Below are 17952 nucleotides of genomic sequence, written 5' to 3'. Positions count from 1 at the left end.
GATCAGAACGGCATCACATTGAGGAAGAAGCGCTGCATCCAGCCCATGTGCTGGGCTTCGTCGATGTAGCCCTTGGCCGTGTATTCGATGCGCGCATCGGCCACCAGGGTCGAGGGCACGGTGTTGCTGCCGGAGACGGTGCGCGGGTTCACCACGCCCGAGAAGCGGATGTATTCGGTGCCCTGATTGATGCCCATCTGCTTCTCGCCGGAAACCAGCAGGTTGCCGTTGGGCATGACGTCGACCACGGTCACGGTGATCACGCCGTTGAAGGTGTTGTTGGCGTTGGCGCCGCCCTTGGCATTGAGGATGTTGTTGCCGGAGAGCTTCGCGTCCTGCTCGTCCAGCAGACCGCCCAGCAGCTTCGGGATGGTCGGGAAGGCAGCCGTCAGGCTGCCGCTGCGGCTGGCGTTGGCGCCCGAGTTCTTGCTGGCGTTGACCTTCTCGCTGATCACGATGGTCAGGATGTCGCCGACATTGCGCGGACGGCGGTCCTCGAACAGCGCATTGGCGCCGGGCCCGTCGCGGAAGATCGCGCCGTTGGCGCGCGGCGCCGGCAGCGCCGCGTAGGTGTTGGCGCGCGCCGTCATCGGCTGGTGCACCAGCGGCTCGCGCGGGATCTGCGCGCAGCCGGTGGCGAGCACCAGCGTGCAGACGGCAAGACGATGAAGACGCGCGCTCTGCATCACAGTTGCGCGAGGCGCTGCAGCATCTGGTCGGAGGTTTGCACGGCCTTGCTGTTGATTTCGTAAGCGCGCTGGGTCGCGATCATGTTGACCAACTCCTCCACCACGTTGACGTTCGATGCCTCGACGTAGCCCTGGCTCAGGATGCCGGCACCTTCGAGGCCCGGGTTCAGCTGGTTGGGCGCGCCCGAGGAATCGGTCTCCGCATAGAGGTTCTCGCCCATGCTCTGCAAGCCGGCCGGATTCAGGAAGGTGGCCAGCTGCAGTTGGCCGACCTGCACCGTGGCGGTGCTGCCGGCCTGCGTGACCGAGACCATGCCGTCGCGGCCGATGGTCATGCTGGTGGCGTTCTGCGGAATGGTGATGGCCGGCTGCACCGGGAAGCCGCTGGCCGTGACGAGCTGGCCGTCGCGGTCGGTCTGGAAGGAGCCGTCGCGCGTGTACGAGGTGGTGCCGTCGGGCATCAGCACCTGGAAGAAGCCGGCGCCGTTGATCGCGACATCCTTCGGGTTGTCGGTCTTGGTCATGTTGCCCTGCGCATGGATGCGCTCGGTGGCGACCACGTGCACGCCGGTGCCGACCTGCAGGCCCGAAGGCAGCCGCGTCTGGTCCGAGGTCTGGCCGCCGACCTGGCGCAGGTTCTGGTACATCAGGTCCTCGAACACGGCGCGACTGCGCTTGAAGCCGGTGGTGCCAACGTTGGCGAGGTTGTTCGACACCACGTCGAGCTGGGTTTGCTGGGCGTCGAGGCCGGTCTTGGCGATGTAGAGCGAGCGCATCATGGGAGAAATTCCTTCAGGGGTTGGTGGGCTAGCCGTACGCCAGCAACTTGTTGGCCGACTGCGCGTTGGTGTCCACGGTCTGCATCGACTTCATCTGCATCTCGAAGCTGCGGGCCTGGGCAATCATCGAAACCATGGCTTCGACCGCGTTGACGTTGCTGCCCTCGACCACGCCGCTGGCGACGGTCACGGCCGCGTCGGCCTCGGCCGGCGGCAGACCCTCGCGCATGCGAAAGAGCCCGTCGTCGCCGCGCACCAGGTCGGCGGTCGGCGGATTGACCAGCTTCAGGCGCCCCACTTCGGCCACGCCGACCAGCGCATCGCCGGCTCCGCGGGCCGTGACGGCGCCGTTGGGCGCGATATGCACCGTGGAGCCCGGCGGCACCACCAGCGCGCCGCCCTCGCCGACCACCGGGCGCGCGCCCATGGTCAGCAGCTGGCCGTCGGCGCCGACCTGCAGGTTGCCCACACGCGTGTAGGCCTCGCCGCCGTCGGGCGTCTGCACCACGAGCCAGCCATCGCCGTGCACCGCGACATCGAGGGCGCGGCCGGTCTCGGTCAGCGGACCGTGGCTGAAGTCGGCGCCCGGCGTGATGGCGGCGACGAAGGCGCGCGTTTGCGCTTCTTCGCCGACCACCGGCACCGCGCGAAAGCTGTTGACCTGCGCGCGAAAGCCCGGCGTCGAGACGTTCGCCATGTTGTTGGCGACCGAGGCCTGCTGCTCCATGGCCTGCTTGGCGCCGCTCATGGCGACATACAGCATGCGGTCCACTGGGTGCTCCTGCCGCTCAGCGGATGTTGATCAGCGTCTGGACGACCTGATCCTGCGTCTTCACCGTCTGCGCGTTGGCCTGGTAGCTGCGCTGGGCCACGATCAGGTTGACGAGCTCGGAAGTGAGGTCGACGTTGGAAGCCTCGAGCGCGCCCGAGGCGAGCGAGCCCTGCTTGGTGCCTGCGCCCGGCGTGCCGGTGAGCGCCTGACCCGAAGCCTGGGTCTCGGCCCAGACGTTGTTGCCCTTGGGCTCCAGGCCGTTGGGGTTGGCGAAGCTCGACAGCACCACCTGGCCCAGCAGCTGGGTCTGCTCGTTGGAGAACTTGCCGGTGATGGTGCCGTCGGGGTTGATCGAGTAGGCGGTCAGCGAGCCGGAGGTGTAGCCGTCCTGGTTGAGCTTGTTGATCGCGTTGGCATTGCCGAACTGCGTGGTGCCCGAGAGGTCGACCGTGACGTTCATCGCCGCCGAACCGTTGGGGAAGGTCATCGCCGGCAGCGTGATGGTGCCGCCGGCGGGCGTCAGCAGCTTGCCGTTGGCGTCGAAGGTCATGGTGGAGATCGGCGCGCCGGCGTTGAGCGCGGCACCGTCGGCCGCGCCGTAGACGCTCCAGGCATTGGCGCCGGTCTTCACGAAGAAGACGCCCAGCTCGTGCGGATTGCCCAGCGAGTCGTAGACCGGCCCGAGCGCGTTGGAGTAGTTGTAGGTGTCCGAGTCGGCCACGTTGAAGGGCGTCTTGGTGGGCGTCACGCTGCGCGAGTCGAGGTTGAACTCGGCCTGCACGCCGGTGGTGGCCTTCGGGTCCATGGCGGTGGTCGGGATGCGAATCGCCGAGGGCGTGCCGCCTTCGATGCCGCCGGTGGCCGACACGCCGAAGCCGGTCAGCCGCAGGCCGGCGGCGTTGACGATGTAGCCGTCCTGGTCCTTGGTGAACTGGCCGTTGCGCGAGTACATGATCTCGCCGCTCGGGCTGGAGAGGCGGAAGAAGCCGTCGCCGTTGAGGATGGCCACGTCCAGCGGGCGGCTGCTGGTCTGGGTCACGCCCTGTGTGAAGTTCTGCGTCACGCCGGCCACCGAGGCGCCGAGGCCGATGCGCGATCCGGCATACACGTCCTGGAAGGTCGCGGCGGCCGACTTGAAGCCCACGGTGCCCGAGTTGGCGATGTTGTTGCCGATGACGTCGAGGTTGGCGGCGGCGACAGACAGGCCGCTGATGCCCTGGGAAAAACTCATGATCGATCCTTGTTTCGAGGCGATGAAAAAACGGCTTGCAGCCGGGCGGCGGCCGCCGAGGGGAAAGGCATGCGAAGGACTCAGAGGAACATGCGAACGTCGGACAGGCCGATGCTGCGGCCCGAGGCCAGCTCGAGCGTGACGCCGCTCGTGCCCTGCTTGACGGCGGCCACCTGCGAGAAGGTGAGCGCGGTCGCCTCGACCGTGGTGCCGTTGTTGTCGGCGGCCACCGTGAAGGTGTAGCTGCCGGCCGGCGCGACGGTGCCGTCGTCGGCCTTGCCGTCCCAAGTGACGGCGTTGACGCCTTCGGGCAGCGAGCCGAGGTTGAGCGTGCGCACCGTGTTGCCCGCGGCGTCGCGGATCTTCACCTCGACGTCGCCGGCCGAGCCCGGCAGCTGCACCGCGAAGGGCACGACAGCCGGGTCCTTGCCCGCTTCCGGCGCCTTGGTGGCGATCTCGTTGCCGGGCGACAGCACGTTGTAGCCGATCAGCGATGCCGCCTGCAGCACCTGGTTGGCGCCGGTCTGGTTCACCAGGCCGGAGAGCGTGCCGTTGAGCTTCTCGATGCCGCTCACGGTGCTCATCTGCGCGAGCTGCGAGGTGAGCTCGGCGTTCTGCATCGGGTTGAGCGGATCCTGGTTGTTGAGCTGCGTCACCAGCAGCTTGAGAAAGCGCTGCTCGCTGTCGGCGCCGCTCACGCTGTTGTTGCTCTGCGCCGAGCTGGTGGTGTTCGTGCCGGTGATGGCGAGGGAGTCGTCGATGGCCATGGGTTCGCTTCTTGTGGTTGGGATTTACTGGCCGATCGTCAGCGTCTTGACCATCAGCGTCTTGGCGGTGTTGAGCACCTCGACGTTGGCCTGGTAGCTGCGTGAGGCGGAAATCATGTTGGTCATCTCTTCGACCACGTTGACGTTGGACATGGTCACGTAGCCCGCGGAATTGGCATGCGAGTTCTTCGGGTCGTAGACCATCTTCATGGGCGAGGGGTCTTCCACCACGCGCGCGACCTGGACGCCGCCGATGTCCTGCTGCCCCGAGGCCGCGACCTCGAAGACGACCTGCTTGGCGCGGTAAGGCTGGCCGTCCGGACCGGCCACGCTCTCGGCATTGGCCAGGTTGCTCGCGGTCACATTCATGCGCTGCGACTGCGCAGCCATGGCGGAGCCCGCCACATTGAAGATGTTCATGGAAGCGCTGGGCAAGGGCATGGTTGTTCCTACTGCACTGCCGACAGCAGCGACTTGATCTTGGCGCTGAGCACCGTGAGGTTGGCCTCGTAGCGCAGCGCGTTGTCGGCGAAGTTGATGCGCTCGGCATCCATCTCGACGGTGTTGCCGTCGATGCTGGATTGGCTTGGCACGCGGTAGAGCAGATCGGCATCGGGCATTGCCGATGCTTCGGCCTGCAGATGGCGCGCCGAGGTAGTGGAAAGCGTCACCGACTGCGCGGCGCGGCCCTGCTCCACGGCCTGCGAGAGCCGGCTCGCGAAATCGAAGTCACGCGCCTTGTAGTTGGGCGTGTCGGCATGGGCGATGTTGGCCGCCAGCACCTCCTGGCGCTGCGCCCGGAGATTGAGTGCTTCGCGGTTGAAGCGAAGCGCCGCATCCAGCTTGTCGATCATGTTGTTCCATCAGTTGGAGGTGTCGCGTCCCAGGTGGGCATGGCGACTGATGGAAAGCGAGTCTATGCACGGGTCGTGTTTGCAATGGGCCGAACAAAGGGGCATTTGGGGTGCACTTCGCACCTTCAGGCGGAGCCACGCATTCCTAGAATCGCTGGACCGATGATGGAAACAACCCGCTCCTTTCGCCGTCTCCTCCTGCTGCTGCTCGCGGCGCTGGCCGCAGCGCCGGCCGCGGCCGCGCCAGGGGATGCGCGCGCCGTCATCGAACAGTTTCTGCAAGCGCAGACCGCCGGCCTCCCGGGCAAGGTGCGCATCGACGTGAGCATGCCGGCCTCGGGCGCGCTGCCTCCCTGCGAATCGCTCCAGGCTTTCCTGCCCAGGGGCGCCGCGCCCTCGGGCCGGGTATCGGTGGGCCTGCGCTGCGCCGGCGACAAGCCCTGGACGCGTTTCGTGCAGGCGCGCGTCGCCATCGAGGGCCGCTATGTCGTGGCCGCGCGCGTCATCGAGGCCGGCCAGGCCCTGGGCGCCGGCGACCTGGCCGAACGCACCGGCGATCTCAGCGCGCTGCCGCGCTCGGTCGTGACCGATGCCGCCGAACTCAAGGGCGTGGTGGCCGTCAACCGCATCGCCGCCGGCGCGCTCGTGCGGCGCGAACTGGTGCGCGGCGTGGTCGTGATCCAGCAGGGCCAGACGGTGCAGGTGGTGGCCGTGGGGCCGGGCTTCACCGTCAGCACCGAGGCGCGGGCCATGACCCGCGCCGAGATCGGCGCGACCGTGCAGGCCAAGACGCGCAACGGCCGCCTGGTCAGCGGCGTGGCGGACGAAGGCGGCCAGATCCGACTCTCGCAATAGGTGACCCTAAAGTTCCGCCCTAAACTGCCGATAAACGGGTCAGCCCCTGAGGAACCATCTTGAAAATCGATCAATCCGCCCCGTCGGCCACACCGCTCTCCCGCACCGCCAAGGGCGGCAAGGCCCTGCCGGCCACCGGCGCCGATGCCGCCGAAGGCGCCAAGGAGTCGGTGCAGGTTTCAACGGGCCAGGTTCATTCGCTGCCCAGTTCGCCCAGCACCGACTTCGATGCCGCGCGCGTCGCCTCGATCCGCGAGGACATCCGCGCCGGCCGCTACGAAATCCATCCCGAGCGGATCGCCAAGGGCCTCCTGGCCAGCGTGCGCGACCTGCTCGGCGCCAAGAAAGACCTGTGAACGTGATCCTGCTGCCCCATTTGCTGGCCGAGAAGTCCTGCGTCGAAGAATTCCTTGCGGTTCTGGACCTGGAGGCGCAGGCCATGAAGAACAATCTCTTCGCCGACCTCGGCCCACTCACCGAACAGAAGGCCGCCCTGCTCGACCGCCTGGCCGCGCTCGACCAGGCGCGCGAATCGGCCCAGGTGGCGCTGGGCTTCGAACCCGGCCGTGCCGGTGCCGATGAAGCGGCCGCCGCCGCCGGCGAAGCATCGCAAGAGGCCTGGACGGCGCTGCTGGAACTTGCGGACCGCGCCAAGGCCGACAACCGCCAGATCGGATCGATGGTCTACGGCCATCTGGACTTCACCCAGAACGCGCTCGACTATCTGCAGGCGAGCAAGCAGCCCTTCTACGGGCCGGACGGGATCCGCAAGGCGGCGGGCGCTTCGGGGACGCGGCTGGCGCTGGGGTAGGTTCTGCCGCAAGGGGCCTGAACCTTGCCAAATTTTGCCATTCGATTTAGCCTTGGGCCATGAGCACGATGAACATCTCTCTGCCCGACACCCTCAAGGCATTCGTCGACAAGCAGGTCGATCAACGCGGCTACGGCACCAGCAGCGAATACGTACGAGAACTGATCCGCAAAGACCAGGAGCGTTTGCATCTGCGGGAGCTGTTAATGGCAGGCGCTGAGTCCGCACCCGGGGCGCCGGCTGATGCCGGCTATTTCGAGAGCCTGCGTAACCGGACGCGAAAGGCAGCCAGGACGGGTGCTCGCAGGTGAAGCTTAGGCGCGTTGTTCCGCGCGAACAGGCGAACCGGGACGTCGAAGATGCAATCTCGCATTGCCTGGCGGAAGACGCCGAACACGCCGCACTCGGATTCGTTGATGCCTTGGAGCAGGCCTATGCCCACATTGGCCGTCATCCGTCCACCGGTTCGCCACGCCACGCCCATGAGCTGAACCTGCCGGGCCTTCGTTCCTGGCCGCTGACGCGCTATCCCTATCTCGTGTTCTACATCGAGCATACCGATCACATCGATGTCTGGCGCGTGCTGCATGGCCAACGCGATATCCCGGCGTGGATGCAGGCGTCGGATTCAACCTGACGGACCTCTCAAGCCTCCCGGGTTGTTGCGCGCCAGCTTGCTTTTCTCTATCCAGTGGGTGCCGGCGCTCAACCCTTGCTTGGATTGAGCAAATACTTCTCCCCGGTCGCGTGCTTCGCATAGACCGCGATCTCTTCGGGCCTCAGTGCCTCTGACATCGACACCTCCTTGGTGTAGCGGCTCGCAAAGGTGGTCTTCAGTTCGGCCGCCACGCGCTCCTTGAGCTTCTTCGCGCCCTCCGGGCCGATCTTCTGCAGGAAGGGAAAGAGCAGCCAGCCGCCCATGCCCCAGGCCATGCCGAAATTGCGCACGAACTCGGTGGGGCCACGGTCGAGGCCGCCGTAGATGTAGACCTGCTTGTGGGTGGTGGAGCCGTAGCGGCTGTATTCGGTGGCGGTCTTGTTCAAGGCCGCTTCCATGCAGCTCAGGATCTGACCGGCCAGCATGCCGCCGCCGATGGCGTCGAAGGCCAGCGTGGCGCCGGTGGCGACCAGCGCGTCGGTCAGGTCCTGCATGAAGGTGGGCGCGCTCGCATTGCACACGTACCGGGCGCCGATCGCGCGCAGGATCTCTTCCTGCTCCTTCTTGCGCACGATGTTCACCAGGCCGATGCCGTCCTGGATGCAGATGCGGTTGAGCATCTGGCCGAGGTTGGAGGCCGCGGCCGTGTGCACCAGCGCCTTGTGGCCCTCGCGCCGCATGGTCTCGACCATGCCGAGCGCGGTGAGCGGATTGACGAAGGACGATGCGCCCTCGGCCGGCGTCGTGCCCTCGGGCAGCAGCATGCACTGGGCGACCGGGATGCAGCGGTACTGGGTGTACATCGCGCCGCCGATCAGCGCGACCGTCTTGCCCAGAAGCGCCTGCGCCGCGGGCGAGGAACCCGCCGCCACGACCACGCCCGCGCCTTCGTTGCCCACGGGCATCGACGCATCCAGGCGCGCGGCCATGCTCTTCATCGCGACCTCGGCGACGCTGGCCGTCACCACCGGTCGCGCCGGCGTGCCCGAGGCCTTGGCCGTGGCCATGTCGGCAGCGCCGAACAGGAGGCCGAGGTCCGAAGGGTTCATGGGCGCGGCCTCGACGCGCACGATGACTTCGTCGGGCTTGGGCTCGGGAACCGGTTCTTCGGCCAGCGAGAGTTCGAGCTCGCCGCTGCGCTTGATCAGGGAGCGGAGTTGCAGGGTGGTGCGGGGTATCTCGGCGGGCATGGCGTGTCTCCAGGCTGGGGCCGGCCAGTATAGGAAGGCTCGGCGCCGGTGCGCCTCCCCGGTGGCGCGTGACTTCTTGCGCAGAACGACTGACAAATCCTTTCAAAAGTCTTACTTCTGTTTACCTAAGTAGTAATATGTGACTTCTTCACATACGCATCTCTTGCGCGGAAATTGGCTAAACAAACCCACCGATGACCCCGTCCGTGGGAGGAGGAGACGCCCGATGCTGGTGCACAGGCTGGACAGGAAAAACGAGTTCGATGCGAGTCTTGCTGCCGACGCCGCCGATGCGCGGATGGTGGCCAGGATGCGGCTCGTGCTGTCCGTCTCCGCCCTGCTCGCGATTTTTGTCGATCCTGCGGGCTTGAGGGGCATCGGGGGCTTCACCTGGCTGCTGTTCTTCGGCTACATCCTGCACAGTTTGGCCGTTTACCTCTATACGCAGCTCGATGCGCCGTTCTCGCAGAGCAAGCTGATTCACTGGCTGGATGTCTTCTGGTATGGGCTGATCGTTCTTTTCACGGACGGCATCCACAGCTTCTTCTTCCTGTTCTTCTTCTTCGCCATCCTCACCTCGTCCTTCCGATGGGGCTTCAACGAGGGCGCGCGCGTCACCCTCGCTTCGGTCGGATTGTTCGCCGCCTGCGGACTGGGAACGACGACCGAGCAGGACCTCCCCCGCCTGCTGCTGCGCGCCACCTTCCTGCTTGCGTTCGGCTACATGAGCATCCATTGGGGCGGCTCGAAGGTCGAACTGAAACGGCGGCTCGCGCTGCTGCGCGACGTCAGCCGCGTATCAAATCCGCGCTTCGGCGTCGATCACACCGTCACCAGCATTCTGGAGAAGACACAGGTGTTCTTCCAGGGAAGCTGCTGCTTGCTGATCGTCCGGGACAAGGAGTCGGGCGCCTACTTCCTGCGCACCATCAGGGAGGGCGACGCGAAGCATTCGGTCAATGCCGAATGGATCGACGCCCAAGCGGCCGCGCCGCTCGTCGCGCTCCCGCAGAACCGCATCGTTGTCCATAACCGCGCGATCTGGCCGAAGCTGTCCCCGTTCGCCGGAGCCGCGGTGTACGACAGCACCGAGGGAAGATGGAACAAGCACGAGGAAGCGGCCTGCGAGAGCCTGGCCGAGCTTCTGGATGCCCGTTCGTTCATCAGCGCGCCGGTGTCGCTCCGAAGAAGCGAAGGCCGCATCTATGTGTTCTCGCACCAGGCCGGGTTCAGAAAGGCCGACGCGCTCTTCCTGAGCCATATCGCTGCCCAGGCCTTCCCCGTGATCGAGAACATCGAACTGCTGGACCGGATGGCCTCGGATGCGGCTTCGCAGGAACGCCAGAAGATCGCGCTGGATCTTCACGACACGGCCATCCAGCCCTACATCGGATTGAAGATGGGCCTCAGTGCTCTGCGCAACAAGGCGGCCGCCGACAACCCGCTGATCGAGGATCTCGACAAGCTGGCGGACATGGCCGCCAAGGTGATCGGCGATCTGCGCCGCTATGCCGGCACGGTCAAGAATGGCCTTGGCAAGACGGAACAAGTCTTCCTCATGGTCCTGCGCCAGCAGGCAGCGCAGGCCAGGGATTTCTACGGGATCGACATCTCGGTCTGCGTGCAGGGCGAGCTCAACGTGAGCGACCGCCTGACCGCGGAGATATTGCAGATCGTGCGCGAGGGCTTGAGCAACATCTGCAAGCACACCTTCGCGCACCACGGCGCCGTCAAGCTGGAATGCGTGGACGGCTTGCTCAGGATCCAGATCGAGAACGAATGCGACGGAACACAGTCGGTCGCATTCCAGCCGAGGTCGATCACGGAACGCGCGACCGCGCTCGGCGGCAACGCGCAAGTGGTGCGGGGAACGAGCGGCGGCACTTCCGTGCACGTCGAGATACCCATCTAGGAGGTGGAACATGCAGCCAGTTGAAAAACCCATCGGTGTCATGCTTGTCGATGATCACCAGACGATGCTTTGGGGATTGTCCAGATTGATCGATGGCGAGAAGCCGCGAATGCAGGTGGTCGGGACGGCGAGAAACTGCGAAGAAGCGCTCGAGCAGGTCGACCAGGTGATTCCCGACGTCATCCTGCTGGATCTCGACCTGGGAGGAAAAAGCGCCCTGGACATTCTTCCCGGCCTGCTGTCCAACTCGGTCTCCCGCGTAATGATCCTGACCGGCGAGCGTCAACAAAAAACCCTCGACCTGGCGGTCCTCGGCGGCGCCCGGGGTGTGTTGCGCAAGGACGCAGCCGCGGACCAGGTGCTCCAGGCAATCGAAAGAATGCACAAGGGCGAGCTGTGCGTGGACAACGAAACGATGGGCCGCGTGTTCGCGGAGTTCGTGGACTCGAAGCGGGTGCACAAGGTCGACCCCGAGGCGGAGAAGCAGGCGGCACTGACCTGCAAGGAACGCAAGATCATCCACACCGTGGTCGACGGAAACGGCGCGTCAAACAAGGCGCTGGCCGAACGGCTCTTCATCACCGAGCACACCCTGCGCAACCACCTGACTTCGATCTACCAGAAGCTGGGGGTGAGCAATCGGCTGGAGCTGTATGTCTACGCCGTGAAGCACCACCTGGACAAGCTGCCGTCCTGACGGCAGCGCCTTTCTGTCACCGTCCGCCGAACATGGGGACGAGGGTTCGGATGATCTGAATGGCGGCCGGGCCCAGGATCACCATTAGGATCGACGGAAATATGCACAGGACCAGCGGAATGAGCATCTTGGTCGGAATTTTGGCGGCCAGCTCCTCCGCACGCACTTGCCGTTTGTGCCGCAGATCATCGGAAAAAACCCGAAGAGACTCGCCGATGCTCGTTCCGAACTTGTCGGCCTGGGTCAGCATGGTGGCAAAGATGCCGATTTCCTCGACGCCCGTGCGCATTGCCAGATTGCGCAGCGATTTCTCTCGCGTCCCGCCTGCCCGCATCTCGAGATTCGTCCAGTGGAGTTCTTCCGCCAGGGCGACGCTTTTTATCCTGATTTCATCGGTGACCTTCACCAGCCCGGCATCGAGCCCCAGGCCTGCCTCCACGCAAACCAGCATCAAGTCGGCAGCATCAGGGAAGTTCTCGAAGATCTCCCGCTTTCTGTTCCTGGTCACGCAGAACAGGACGAAATTCGGCAGATAGCATCCGACCAATGCCGCCATGGCAAGGTACATCACCAGCGTCAAGCCTGTCGTTTGATTCGACGCTCTCAGGGCAACAAAGGCCAATCCTGCAAGAGCAAGAGGCAGCAGTGTCTTGGATCCGAAGAAGATCAGATGCGCGTCGGGGTGCCGGATACCTGCATTGAGAAACTTGACGCGCAGCGGCGATGCCTCACCATCGATCGGCGGCGCCGAAAGCTGAGCGAAGGGGCCGACGATCTTCACCACGGATTCCGTCCACTGCGACTTGCCTGTCGGATTGGACATGGCCTGCAGCCGCTGTTCTGTCTTGCTGGGGGTCAGCCAGAGGAAGACCCCGCCGAGTGTCAAGATCACGACGAAGAAGATGAGCACGGGAAATAACAGCATTTTCTTCTCCTCTATACCCGGATCTTGATTATTTTTCTGAGAATCAAGACGCCGAAAGCCATCAGGATGAGCATGTATTTGATGATGGAGATGCCCATCGGATCTTTCCACAAGGGAGACATGAAGGACGGATTCACCAGGTTCATCACGCCCGCCAGCGCAAATGGCATCGAACCCACAATCCAGGCCGACAGCCGCCCCTCCGACGACAAGACCCTGACCTTTCCATACAGCTTCAGGCGCTCGCGAACCAAACGGCTCAGATTGCCCAGCACCTCGGTGAGGTTGCCGCCAGAGTCACGCTGGACCAGTACCGCCACGACGAAATAGCGCAAGTCAGTGAGCGGGACTCTTTCGCTCAGGTTGGTCAGCGCCTGCTGCAGCGACACCCCGAAGTTGACTTCGTCGCTGACGATGCGGAATTCATTGGCAATGGGCTCCGCCATTTCTTCGCCGATCATTTGCAAACCGGACGAGAACGAATGTCCGGACCGCAGTGCCCGGGTCACCAGGTCGAGCGCGTCGGGCAGTTGCCGCTCCAGTTTGGCCAGCCGGCTGCTTCGCTTGTGCTGCAAGTACAGCAGCGGCACCGCCGCCAGCACTGCCCCCCCGGCGGCGCCCATCAGAAGGGGCTGATGAGCCACGCCGGTCATCAAGACGAGGCCGATCACCCCGAACCCTGCGCCCGAGAGCAGCAGCTTCGAGACCGTCCAGTCCAGACCAGCCTGGAGGATGAATTTGTCGAGGCTGTGCGCTCTCGGAAGACTGAACAAGAGCCGCTGGAAGGCCGGCACCTCGCTCAGCATGCGCTGCTTCAGCAACTGTGCCTGAGCGGTCGCGTCATGGGAGGCCGACAGCGCCTGCAGTCGCTTTTCGAGCTTCTTGGCCTCGGGCCCTTTGTACGACTTCCAGATCAGATACAAGGCTTCCAGAAGAAGAAGCACGGCCACGAATACCAGTACTGCAACCACCAGGAAGGCATTGCTGCCGACGTCTTTCCACATGATCGACTCCTTTACTCGTAGCGCTTGCTCGGATCGAACATGGCATCCGGCAGCAGGACGCCAAACGATCGCAGGCGCTCGGCGAATTTCGGCCGGACGCCGGTCGCGTGGAAGTACCCCTGCACCTCGCCCTCGGCTCCCACGCCGGTTTGCTTGAAAGCGAAGATCTCCTGCATGGTGACGACGTCGCCTTCCATGCCCGTGATCTCCTGAATGCTGGTGATCTTTCGCTTTCCGTCGATCAGTCTCAGCCCCTGGATCACGACGGTGATGGCCGAAGCGATCTGCTGGCGCGCCGCGTGGTGCGGCAGATTGAGATTGGCCATCCCGATCATGTTTTCCAGCCTGGACAAAGCGTCCCGCGGCGTATTGGCGTGGATCGTCGTCAGCGAGCCTTCATGGCCGGTGTTCATGGCCTGCAGCATGTCGACCGCCTCGGCGCCGCGCACCTCGCCGATCACGATGCGGTCGGGTCGCATGCGCAGCGCGTTGCGTACCAGGGCACGCTGCGTGATCTCACCCTTGCCCTCGATGTTCATGGGGCGCGTTTCCATGCGCACCACATGCGGCTGCTGCATCTGCAGCTCGGCCGCGTCCTCGATGGTGACGATGCGCTCCGATTCCGGGATATAGCCGGACAGGATGTTCAACAGCGTGGTCTTGCCCGCACCTGTTCCGCCGGAAATGATCATGTTGACCTTGGCCTTGCTCAAGCCTTCCAGCATGAAGGCCATTTGCGGCGTCAGGCTCTTCAGGTCGTTGACCAGGTTCTCCATCTTGAGAGGAATGTGAGCAAAGCGGCGAATGGACATCATCGGCCCGTCGAGCGCCACGGGTGGAATGACTGCGTTGACGCGGGAACCGTCGGGCAGCCGGGCGTCGACCATGGGGCTCGACTCGTCGATGCGCCGCCCCACCAGCGACACGATCTTGTCGATGATCCGCAGCAAGTGCTTTTCGTCGGTAAAGGTGACGTTGGTGAGTTCCAGCTTCCCCTTGCGCTCGACGTAGATCTGCTCGTGGGAGTTGACCAGGATGTCGGACACAGTGGGGTCGGCCATCAGCAATTCGATCGGACCGAAGCCCAGCATTTCATGCTGGATGTCTCGAATGAGGGTGCGTCGTTCGATCTCATTGAGGGCTTCCTGCTCTTCCAGCAGCAAGCGTCCGACCATGGCGGAAATCTCTTGCCGCAAGACCTCGGGCGCCAGAGTCTCCAGCGCCGCCAAGTCGAACTTCTCGAGCAGCTTCAGGTGCATCCTGCCCTTCAGCGATTTGTAGGAATCGGTGGCGACCGGATTTCTGAGGACATCGACAGTGGGCTGAACCTGCGGGCGCACGATGGGCTCCATCGCGACAGCGTCAAGTTTTTCTCGAAATGACATGGGGTACCTGCCTTGTGAATTACAGGGAGAAGACGGTTAGGCTTTCCGAAAGAGACGGGCGAAGAAACTGCTGTTCTGGTCTTGCCGCGGAGCCAACGACAGCGCCAGATCCGCCAGACTCTTGGCGACAGGATTGGTGCGGGAGATTTCCACCAGGGGGACACCGCGGTTGATCGAGTTGTTGACTTCCTTATAGGAGTCCGGGATCGTGAGCAGCGCGACGGAGCCCAGCGAACGCCGCATGTCGCTGACGCCGATCTCGCCCGTCTTCTCGAAGCGATTGACGATCAGCTCGGTCTTGGTTGCCGGATAGCCCAGCGACTTGAATACCGCCAACAACTTGCCTGCATTTCGAATGGATGGCAGCCCCGCCTGCAGCACGGGGTAGATCCGCTGGGCACGATCCAGCGCCCTGATTGCCAGCGTGTTCAGATTTCGATCGAGATCCAGCAGGACGAAGTCGTACAGAGTCACGGCCAGAGCGAGGATGGCGTCGACATGTTCCGCCTTGACCTCCATGGCTTTGGACATGTCCTCCGGGGCGGCCAGGATGCTGAAGTTGGGCGCGACCTTGACCGTGCTTGCCACCAGGAAGGAGGCGTCCAACCTGCTGATGTCGCGCGCGACATCTGCCACCGTGGAAGCGGGCTTGCCATCGCTGACGAAAGACAGGGCATCGCCGAACTGCAGATTCAGATCGATCAGCAGCACCGAACTGGTTTCGGCCAGCTGGTAGCCGAGATTGGTTGCCAGGAAAGTCGCGCCGCTGCCGCCTTTGCAGGGCATGAATGCCAGCACCTTGCCGGCCGTGGCGCCGTGAAGCCCCAGGAGCTTGGCCGCCATGCGGTTCACCGCGGCCTCCAGCGCAGCCGGCGTGGCCGGCGAAGGGAGCACCTCCCGCACACCGGCGCGCATGGAATTGATCAGGAATTCCGGCGTCTGGGTGGCACAAAGCAGAATCACGGCCACCTTCGGGTGGTGCGTGGTGACGTATTCGACCAGCGCCAGTTCATTGGGATCGCAGCACATGCCATCCACCACCATGAGGTCCGGTTGCTCCTGCTCGGCAACCTGGCGCATTTTGCTTTTTCCGCCGTCGAACAGGACCACGGTGTGCGAATGAGCCTCGAGCACCCGGCTCATTTCCTGGAGATGACTCTTGCTGGGAGAAATAAGGGCGATTTTCATTTTTCATCCATCCATGTTCATGATGCGCAGATCGCATCGCTATTCAGGTCTTGGTGCATGACTTCCCGGGGCAGGAAGGTGGAAAAGGTCGGCATCGGAATAGGCGCAAGCCGAGCTGCACCGGCAATAGGAGAAATCCATTGGTAGTTGAGACTGGTGATCGTCACCGTGACGCCTTCGCAGGTCGCTGCGTTACATCCCGATGGGTTCCATGCCACATCGATGGCGTTGATCTGCGGCAGCAGTGTTTGCATCTTTGCCAACACCTGCGCCTGTTGGAATGTGTCATCGCAAACCACCGCATACCGCGCTCCGGCCCTGGTCGCCTCGTTCGCGGCGCTCCAGGTGAAAAGCATGCGGGCGAAGTCCGTGATTCCGAACAGGAACATGAAAAATATGATCAGACCCAGCGCGAATTCCACGATGGTCGCACCGGTTTGCTTTCTTTTCATGTCGCACCTCTCATCGTTGCCGTGATGTCGCTAAAGACAATATCGCCATTGGCATCGCCGAAAACGACGCCGAAGACGCTGATAAAAAGCGAATGAAACGTGAAGCCACTGATCCGGACAGTCACGGTATTTATCACCGGATTGGTGCCCGCCGTCTGCCAAGTGCAGCAGCTTGCCGCCGGCACGTTGGCAAGGCTGAGTCCGCGCACCAACGGCGTTCCTGTGCCCGCAAGATTGCCGTAGACCATCAGATTCTGAGCTTCTGTAATGTGGGTGCCCGGCGTTTGAAATGAGAGATAGCGCACGGCGTCCCGCGTCGATTTCGTAACGGCGTTGTACTCATACATTGCGCGTCCGAACTCCGTGGTGATAAAGGTCAGCAGCAACAAAAGGGGAATGATCAAGGCCAGCTCGACCAATGCCACTCCGGATTGTTTGGCTTTCATATCGACTCCTCACCTCACCAGAACCGGTACAAGCGGTCCGATAACACCACCTGGAAGGCCGCTGGTCGTGCAGGGGCCGCCGTCCGCCGAGGCATTGCCCCTGAATTCCAATTGCACGTTCGTCATCGGGATCGACAGAGGCTGCAGCATGAGCATGCATGCGTAGTCGACGACTTGGCCGGCGCCATTGATCACCGGTACCGTGACGATGCGTCGACTGCGTCCATATTGCTTATGCCCACCCGGCGTGTTGCCTGGCGCAGCCAGCTTCTGGAAGCTGTTCAGCGACAAATGGGGGGCTGAGATCGACTCGCAGCTGTTGGCGCCCTTGACCTTGGTCCCGGTGTCGGCGCAGGAGGCGAATGCCTGGCGCTTGGTCAGGAAATTCTCCGCGGTCGGCGCGACGGCGCCAGGCGCTGGACCATCGTAGGCGCTCTGCTGGGCCGGCCAGTTGGTCGCGGTGTAGGCGTAGCCAGTGAAGTCCGGGTTGCTCACAGTCGCGGCCGGATCGGCGGTGTTCTTGTAGATCCCAAAACGGTAGTTCCAAGCATCGGCGACGGAAGCCTGCACACCGGGAGTTCCCAATGTGTCGCCCACTTTCGTTCCGCAATGACCGTTCAACTCGGCTTCCGTTTCGGCTGCGTTGTTGGACCCGTCCAGATTGGCCCAGCCGATCTCGCCGCCCTGAGCCGCGCCCTGCTCGTTGATCAGGGTGACCCATTCGCCCACAGCGAACCCGTAGTTCGGTGCGGTGCCGCCTGGCTTGGGTTTGAGCCCCACCGGAACGGGGCAGCTGGTCTGCGCGCTGGCCCGGGTGGCGACCGCCGTCGCCGCCACGTTGTGAGTTGCCGGGTTGCCAGCCCTGTCGCCCGAAAAGGCGCCCATGGCCGCCAACAGCCACATCTTCACGTTCGGCTGCGTATGCTGGCACTGTGCGTACTTGGCGACCGCGAAATCGCCGGTCGTCACATATGCGGAATCCTTGAAGGTGATGTCGGCGTCGACGATCTGGCCCTGGCCGCTCCAGTCGACAGACTGCATATTGACGCGGTTCAGGTTTCCGGCCGTCTTGCCGGCGCTTCTGGCGCGTTCGAGTGCAGAACTCTGCCCGTCCAATTCCCCCGCCGCCGCCAACGCGCAGCTGTCCATTGCGGTTTGCAACTCTGTTTTGACAACAAATAGCCGGCCAAAGTCCAGTGCAATTCCCATGAAGCCGAGCAGAAACAGCAAGGCGAGCGCTGTGGTAATGATCACTGCCCCGCGCTGACGGTGGCGAGGGCAACGGTGAATGGCAACGCTTGGCATGAGAGCTCCTCTGTTAATCGAAACTTCGCCAA

The 17952-nt window shown here is 63.6% G+C and carries 22 protein-coding genes; 7 read left to right on the top strand and 15 right to left on the bottom strand.

The window, feature by feature from the left end:
- Positions 1-2 precede the first annotated feature (2 nt).
- The 7 genes from ACSQ9A_RS08055 to flgB all read right to left on the bottom strand — a co-directional run bounded on the left by ACSQ9A_RS08055 (position 3) and on the right by flgB (position 5092).
- The gene (locus tag ACSQ9A_RS08055) at positions 3-686 is read right to left on the bottom strand and encodes a flagellar basal body L-ring protein FlgH (protein WP_436303266.1); all 684 of its coding nucleotides are present in this window, start codon (positions 684-686) and stop codon (positions 3-5) included.
- Entirely contained in the window at positions 686-1468 is a 783-nt protein-coding gene (flgG, locus tag ACSQ9A_RS08050) for a flagellar basal-body rod protein FlgG (RefSeq protein ID WP_093106198.1), read from the bottom strand. The genes ACSQ9A_RS08055 and flgG overlap by 1 nt, the downstream gene beginning before the upstream one ends.
- Before the next feature lie 28 nt (positions 1469-1496).
- A complete protein-coding gene (locus tag ACSQ9A_RS08045; RefSeq protein WP_436303265.1) occupies positions 1497-2240 on the bottom strand; it encodes a flagellar basal body rod protein FlgF in 744 nt (247 codons plus the stop codon).
- 16 nt (positions 2241-2256) lie between these two features.
- Complete coding sequence (gene flgE / locus ACSQ9A_RS08040) at positions 2257-3471, bottom strand: flagellar hook protein FlgE (RefSeq protein WP_093106203.1); 1215 nt, start codon at positions 3469-3471, stop codon at positions 2257-2259.
- A gap of 80 nt (positions 3472-3551) precedes the next feature.
- Complete coding sequence (locus ACSQ9A_RS08035) at positions 3552-4238, bottom strand: flagellar hook assembly protein FlgD (RefSeq protein WP_436303264.1); 687 nt, start codon at positions 4236-4238, stop codon at positions 3552-3554.
- A 24-nt stretch (positions 4239-4262) separates the two neighbouring features.
- A complete protein-coding gene (gene flgC, locus ACSQ9A_RS08030; protein WP_436303263.1) occupies positions 4263-4679 on the bottom strand; it encodes a flagellar basal body rod protein FlgC in 417 nt (138 codons plus the stop codon).
- Between the two features lie 8 nt (positions 4680-4687).
- Positions 4688-5092, bottom strand: coding sequence for a flagellar basal body rod protein FlgB (gene flgB / locus ACSQ9A_RS08025; protein ID WP_436303262.1), 405 nt, complete (start codon positions 5090-5092; stop codon positions 4688-4690).
- Positions 5093-5254: 162 nt separating this feature from the next.
- On the opposite strand from flgB, the gene flgA reads away from it, so the two are divergent.
- The 5 genes from flgA to ACSQ9A_RS08000 are packed head-to-tail and all read left to right on the top strand — an operon-like array spanning position 5255 to position 7395.
- On the top strand, positions 5255-5947 hold the full coding sequence (gene flgA / locus ACSQ9A_RS08020; RefSeq protein ID WP_436303261.1) for a flagellar basal body P-ring formation chaperone FlgA: 693 nt from the start codon (positions 5255-5257) through the stop codon (positions 5945-5947).
- A 59-nt stretch (positions 5948-6006) separates the two neighbouring features.
- The gene (flgM, locus tag ACSQ9A_RS08015) at positions 6007-6303 is read left to right on the top strand and encodes a flagellar biosynthesis anti-sigma factor FlgM (RefSeq protein WP_436295941.1); all 297 of its coding nucleotides are present in this window, start codon (positions 6007-6009) and stop codon (positions 6301-6303) included.
- Positions 6300-6758 carry a flagella synthesis protein FlgN gene (locus ACSQ9A_RS08010; protein ID WP_436303260.1) on the top strand — a complete coding sequence of 153 codons (459 nt, stop codon included), beginning with the start codon at positions 6300-6302 and terminating at the stop codon, positions 6756-6758. Before flgM ends, ACSQ9A_RS08010 begins: the two co-directional genes overlap by 4 nt.
- Positions 6759-6817: 59 nt before the next feature.
- The gene (locus ACSQ9A_RS08005) at positions 6818-7069 is read left to right on the top strand and encodes a type II toxin-antitoxin system ParD family antitoxin (RefSeq protein ID WP_436303259.1); all 252 of its coding nucleotides are present in this window, start codon (positions 6818-6820) and stop codon (positions 7067-7069) included.
- The gene (locus tag ACSQ9A_RS08000) at positions 7066-7395 is read left to right on the top strand and encodes a type II toxin-antitoxin system RelE/ParE family toxin (RefSeq protein ID WP_436303258.1); all 330 of its coding nucleotides are present in this window, start codon (positions 7066-7068) and stop codon (positions 7393-7395) included. Before ACSQ9A_RS08005 ends, ACSQ9A_RS08000 begins: the two co-directional genes overlap by 4 nt.
- Positions 7396-7463: 68 nt before the next feature.
- Here the strand turns inward: ACSQ9A_RS08000 and ACSQ9A_RS07995 are convergent, their stop codons facing one another.
- Complete coding sequence (locus ACSQ9A_RS07995; protein ID WP_436303257.1) at positions 7464-8606, bottom strand: zinc-binding dehydrogenase; 1143 nt, start codon at positions 8604-8606, stop codon at positions 7464-7466.
- Between the two features lie 226 nt (positions 8607-8832).
- Between ACSQ9A_RS07995 and ACSQ9A_RS07990 the strand changes: the two genes are divergently transcribed.
- Together ACSQ9A_RS07990 and ACSQ9A_RS07985 are read left to right on the top strand one after the other, a co-directional pair.
- Positions 8833-10518, top strand: coding sequence for a sensor histidine kinase (locus tag ACSQ9A_RS07990; protein ID WP_436303256.1), 1686 nt, complete (start codon positions 8833-8835; stop codon positions 10516-10518).
- Positions 10519-10528: 10 nt separating this feature from the next.
- Positions 10529-11215: a response regulator gene (locus ACSQ9A_RS07985; RefSeq protein ID WP_436303255.1), complete on the top strand. Its 687-nt coding sequence runs from the start codon at positions 10529-10531 to the stop codon at positions 11213-11215.
- A gap of 16 nt (positions 11216-11231) precedes the next feature.
- On the opposite strand, the gene ACSQ9A_RS07980 is transcribed toward ACSQ9A_RS07985, so the two are convergent.
- From ACSQ9A_RS07980 to ACSQ9A_RS07950, 7 genes are read right to left on the bottom strand one after another with little or no spacing between them, the layout of a single operon-like run.
- A complete protein-coding gene (locus ACSQ9A_RS07980) occupies positions 11232-12140 on the bottom strand; it encodes a type II secretion system F family protein (protein ID WP_436303254.1) in 909 nt (302 codons plus the stop codon).
- A gap of 11 nt (positions 12141-12151) precedes the next feature.
- Positions 12152-13144, bottom strand: a complete 993-nt coding sequence (locus ACSQ9A_RS07975) for a type II secretion system F family protein (RefSeq protein ID WP_436303253.1) — start codon at positions 13142-13144, stop codon at positions 12152-12154.
- Between the two features lie 11 nt (positions 13145-13155).
- Positions 13156-14529 carry a CpaF family protein gene (locus tag ACSQ9A_RS07970; RefSeq protein WP_436303252.1) on the bottom strand — a complete coding sequence of 458 codons (1374 nt, stop codon included), beginning with the start codon at positions 14527-14529 and terminating at the stop codon, positions 13156-13158.
- Between the two features lie 36 nt (positions 14530-14565).
- Complete coding sequence (locus ACSQ9A_RS07965) at positions 14566-15717, bottom strand: AAA family ATPase (RefSeq protein ID WP_436303251.1); 1152 nt, start codon at positions 15715-15717, stop codon at positions 14566-14568.
- 17 nt (positions 15718-15734) lie between these two features.
- The gene (locus tag ACSQ9A_RS07960; RefSeq protein WP_436303250.1) at positions 15735-16169 is read right to left on the bottom strand and encodes a TadE/TadG family type IV pilus assembly protein; all 435 of its coding nucleotides are present in this window, start codon (positions 16167-16169) and stop codon (positions 15735-15737) included.
- Entirely contained in the window at positions 16166-16615 is a 450-nt protein-coding gene (locus ACSQ9A_RS07955; protein ID WP_436303249.1) for a TadE/TadG family type IV pilus assembly protein, read from the bottom strand. Before ACSQ9A_RS07955 ends, ACSQ9A_RS07960 begins: the two co-directional genes overlap by 4 nt.
- A 9-nt stretch (positions 16616-16624) precedes the next feature.
- Positions 16625-17920, bottom strand: a complete 1296-nt coding sequence (locus ACSQ9A_RS07950) for a pilus assembly protein TadG-related protein (RefSeq protein ID WP_436303248.1) — start codon at positions 17918-17920, stop codon at positions 16625-16627.
- Positions 17921-17952 lie beyond the last annotated feature (32 nt).

It is taken from the genome of Variovorax sp. LjRoot290 (assembly GCF_964253985.1).
Taxonomy (GTDB): Bacteria; Pseudomonadota; Gammaproteobacteria; order Burkholderiales; family Burkholderiaceae_C; genus Variovorax.
This window is presented reverse-complemented; position numbering and strand designations above follow the sequence as displayed.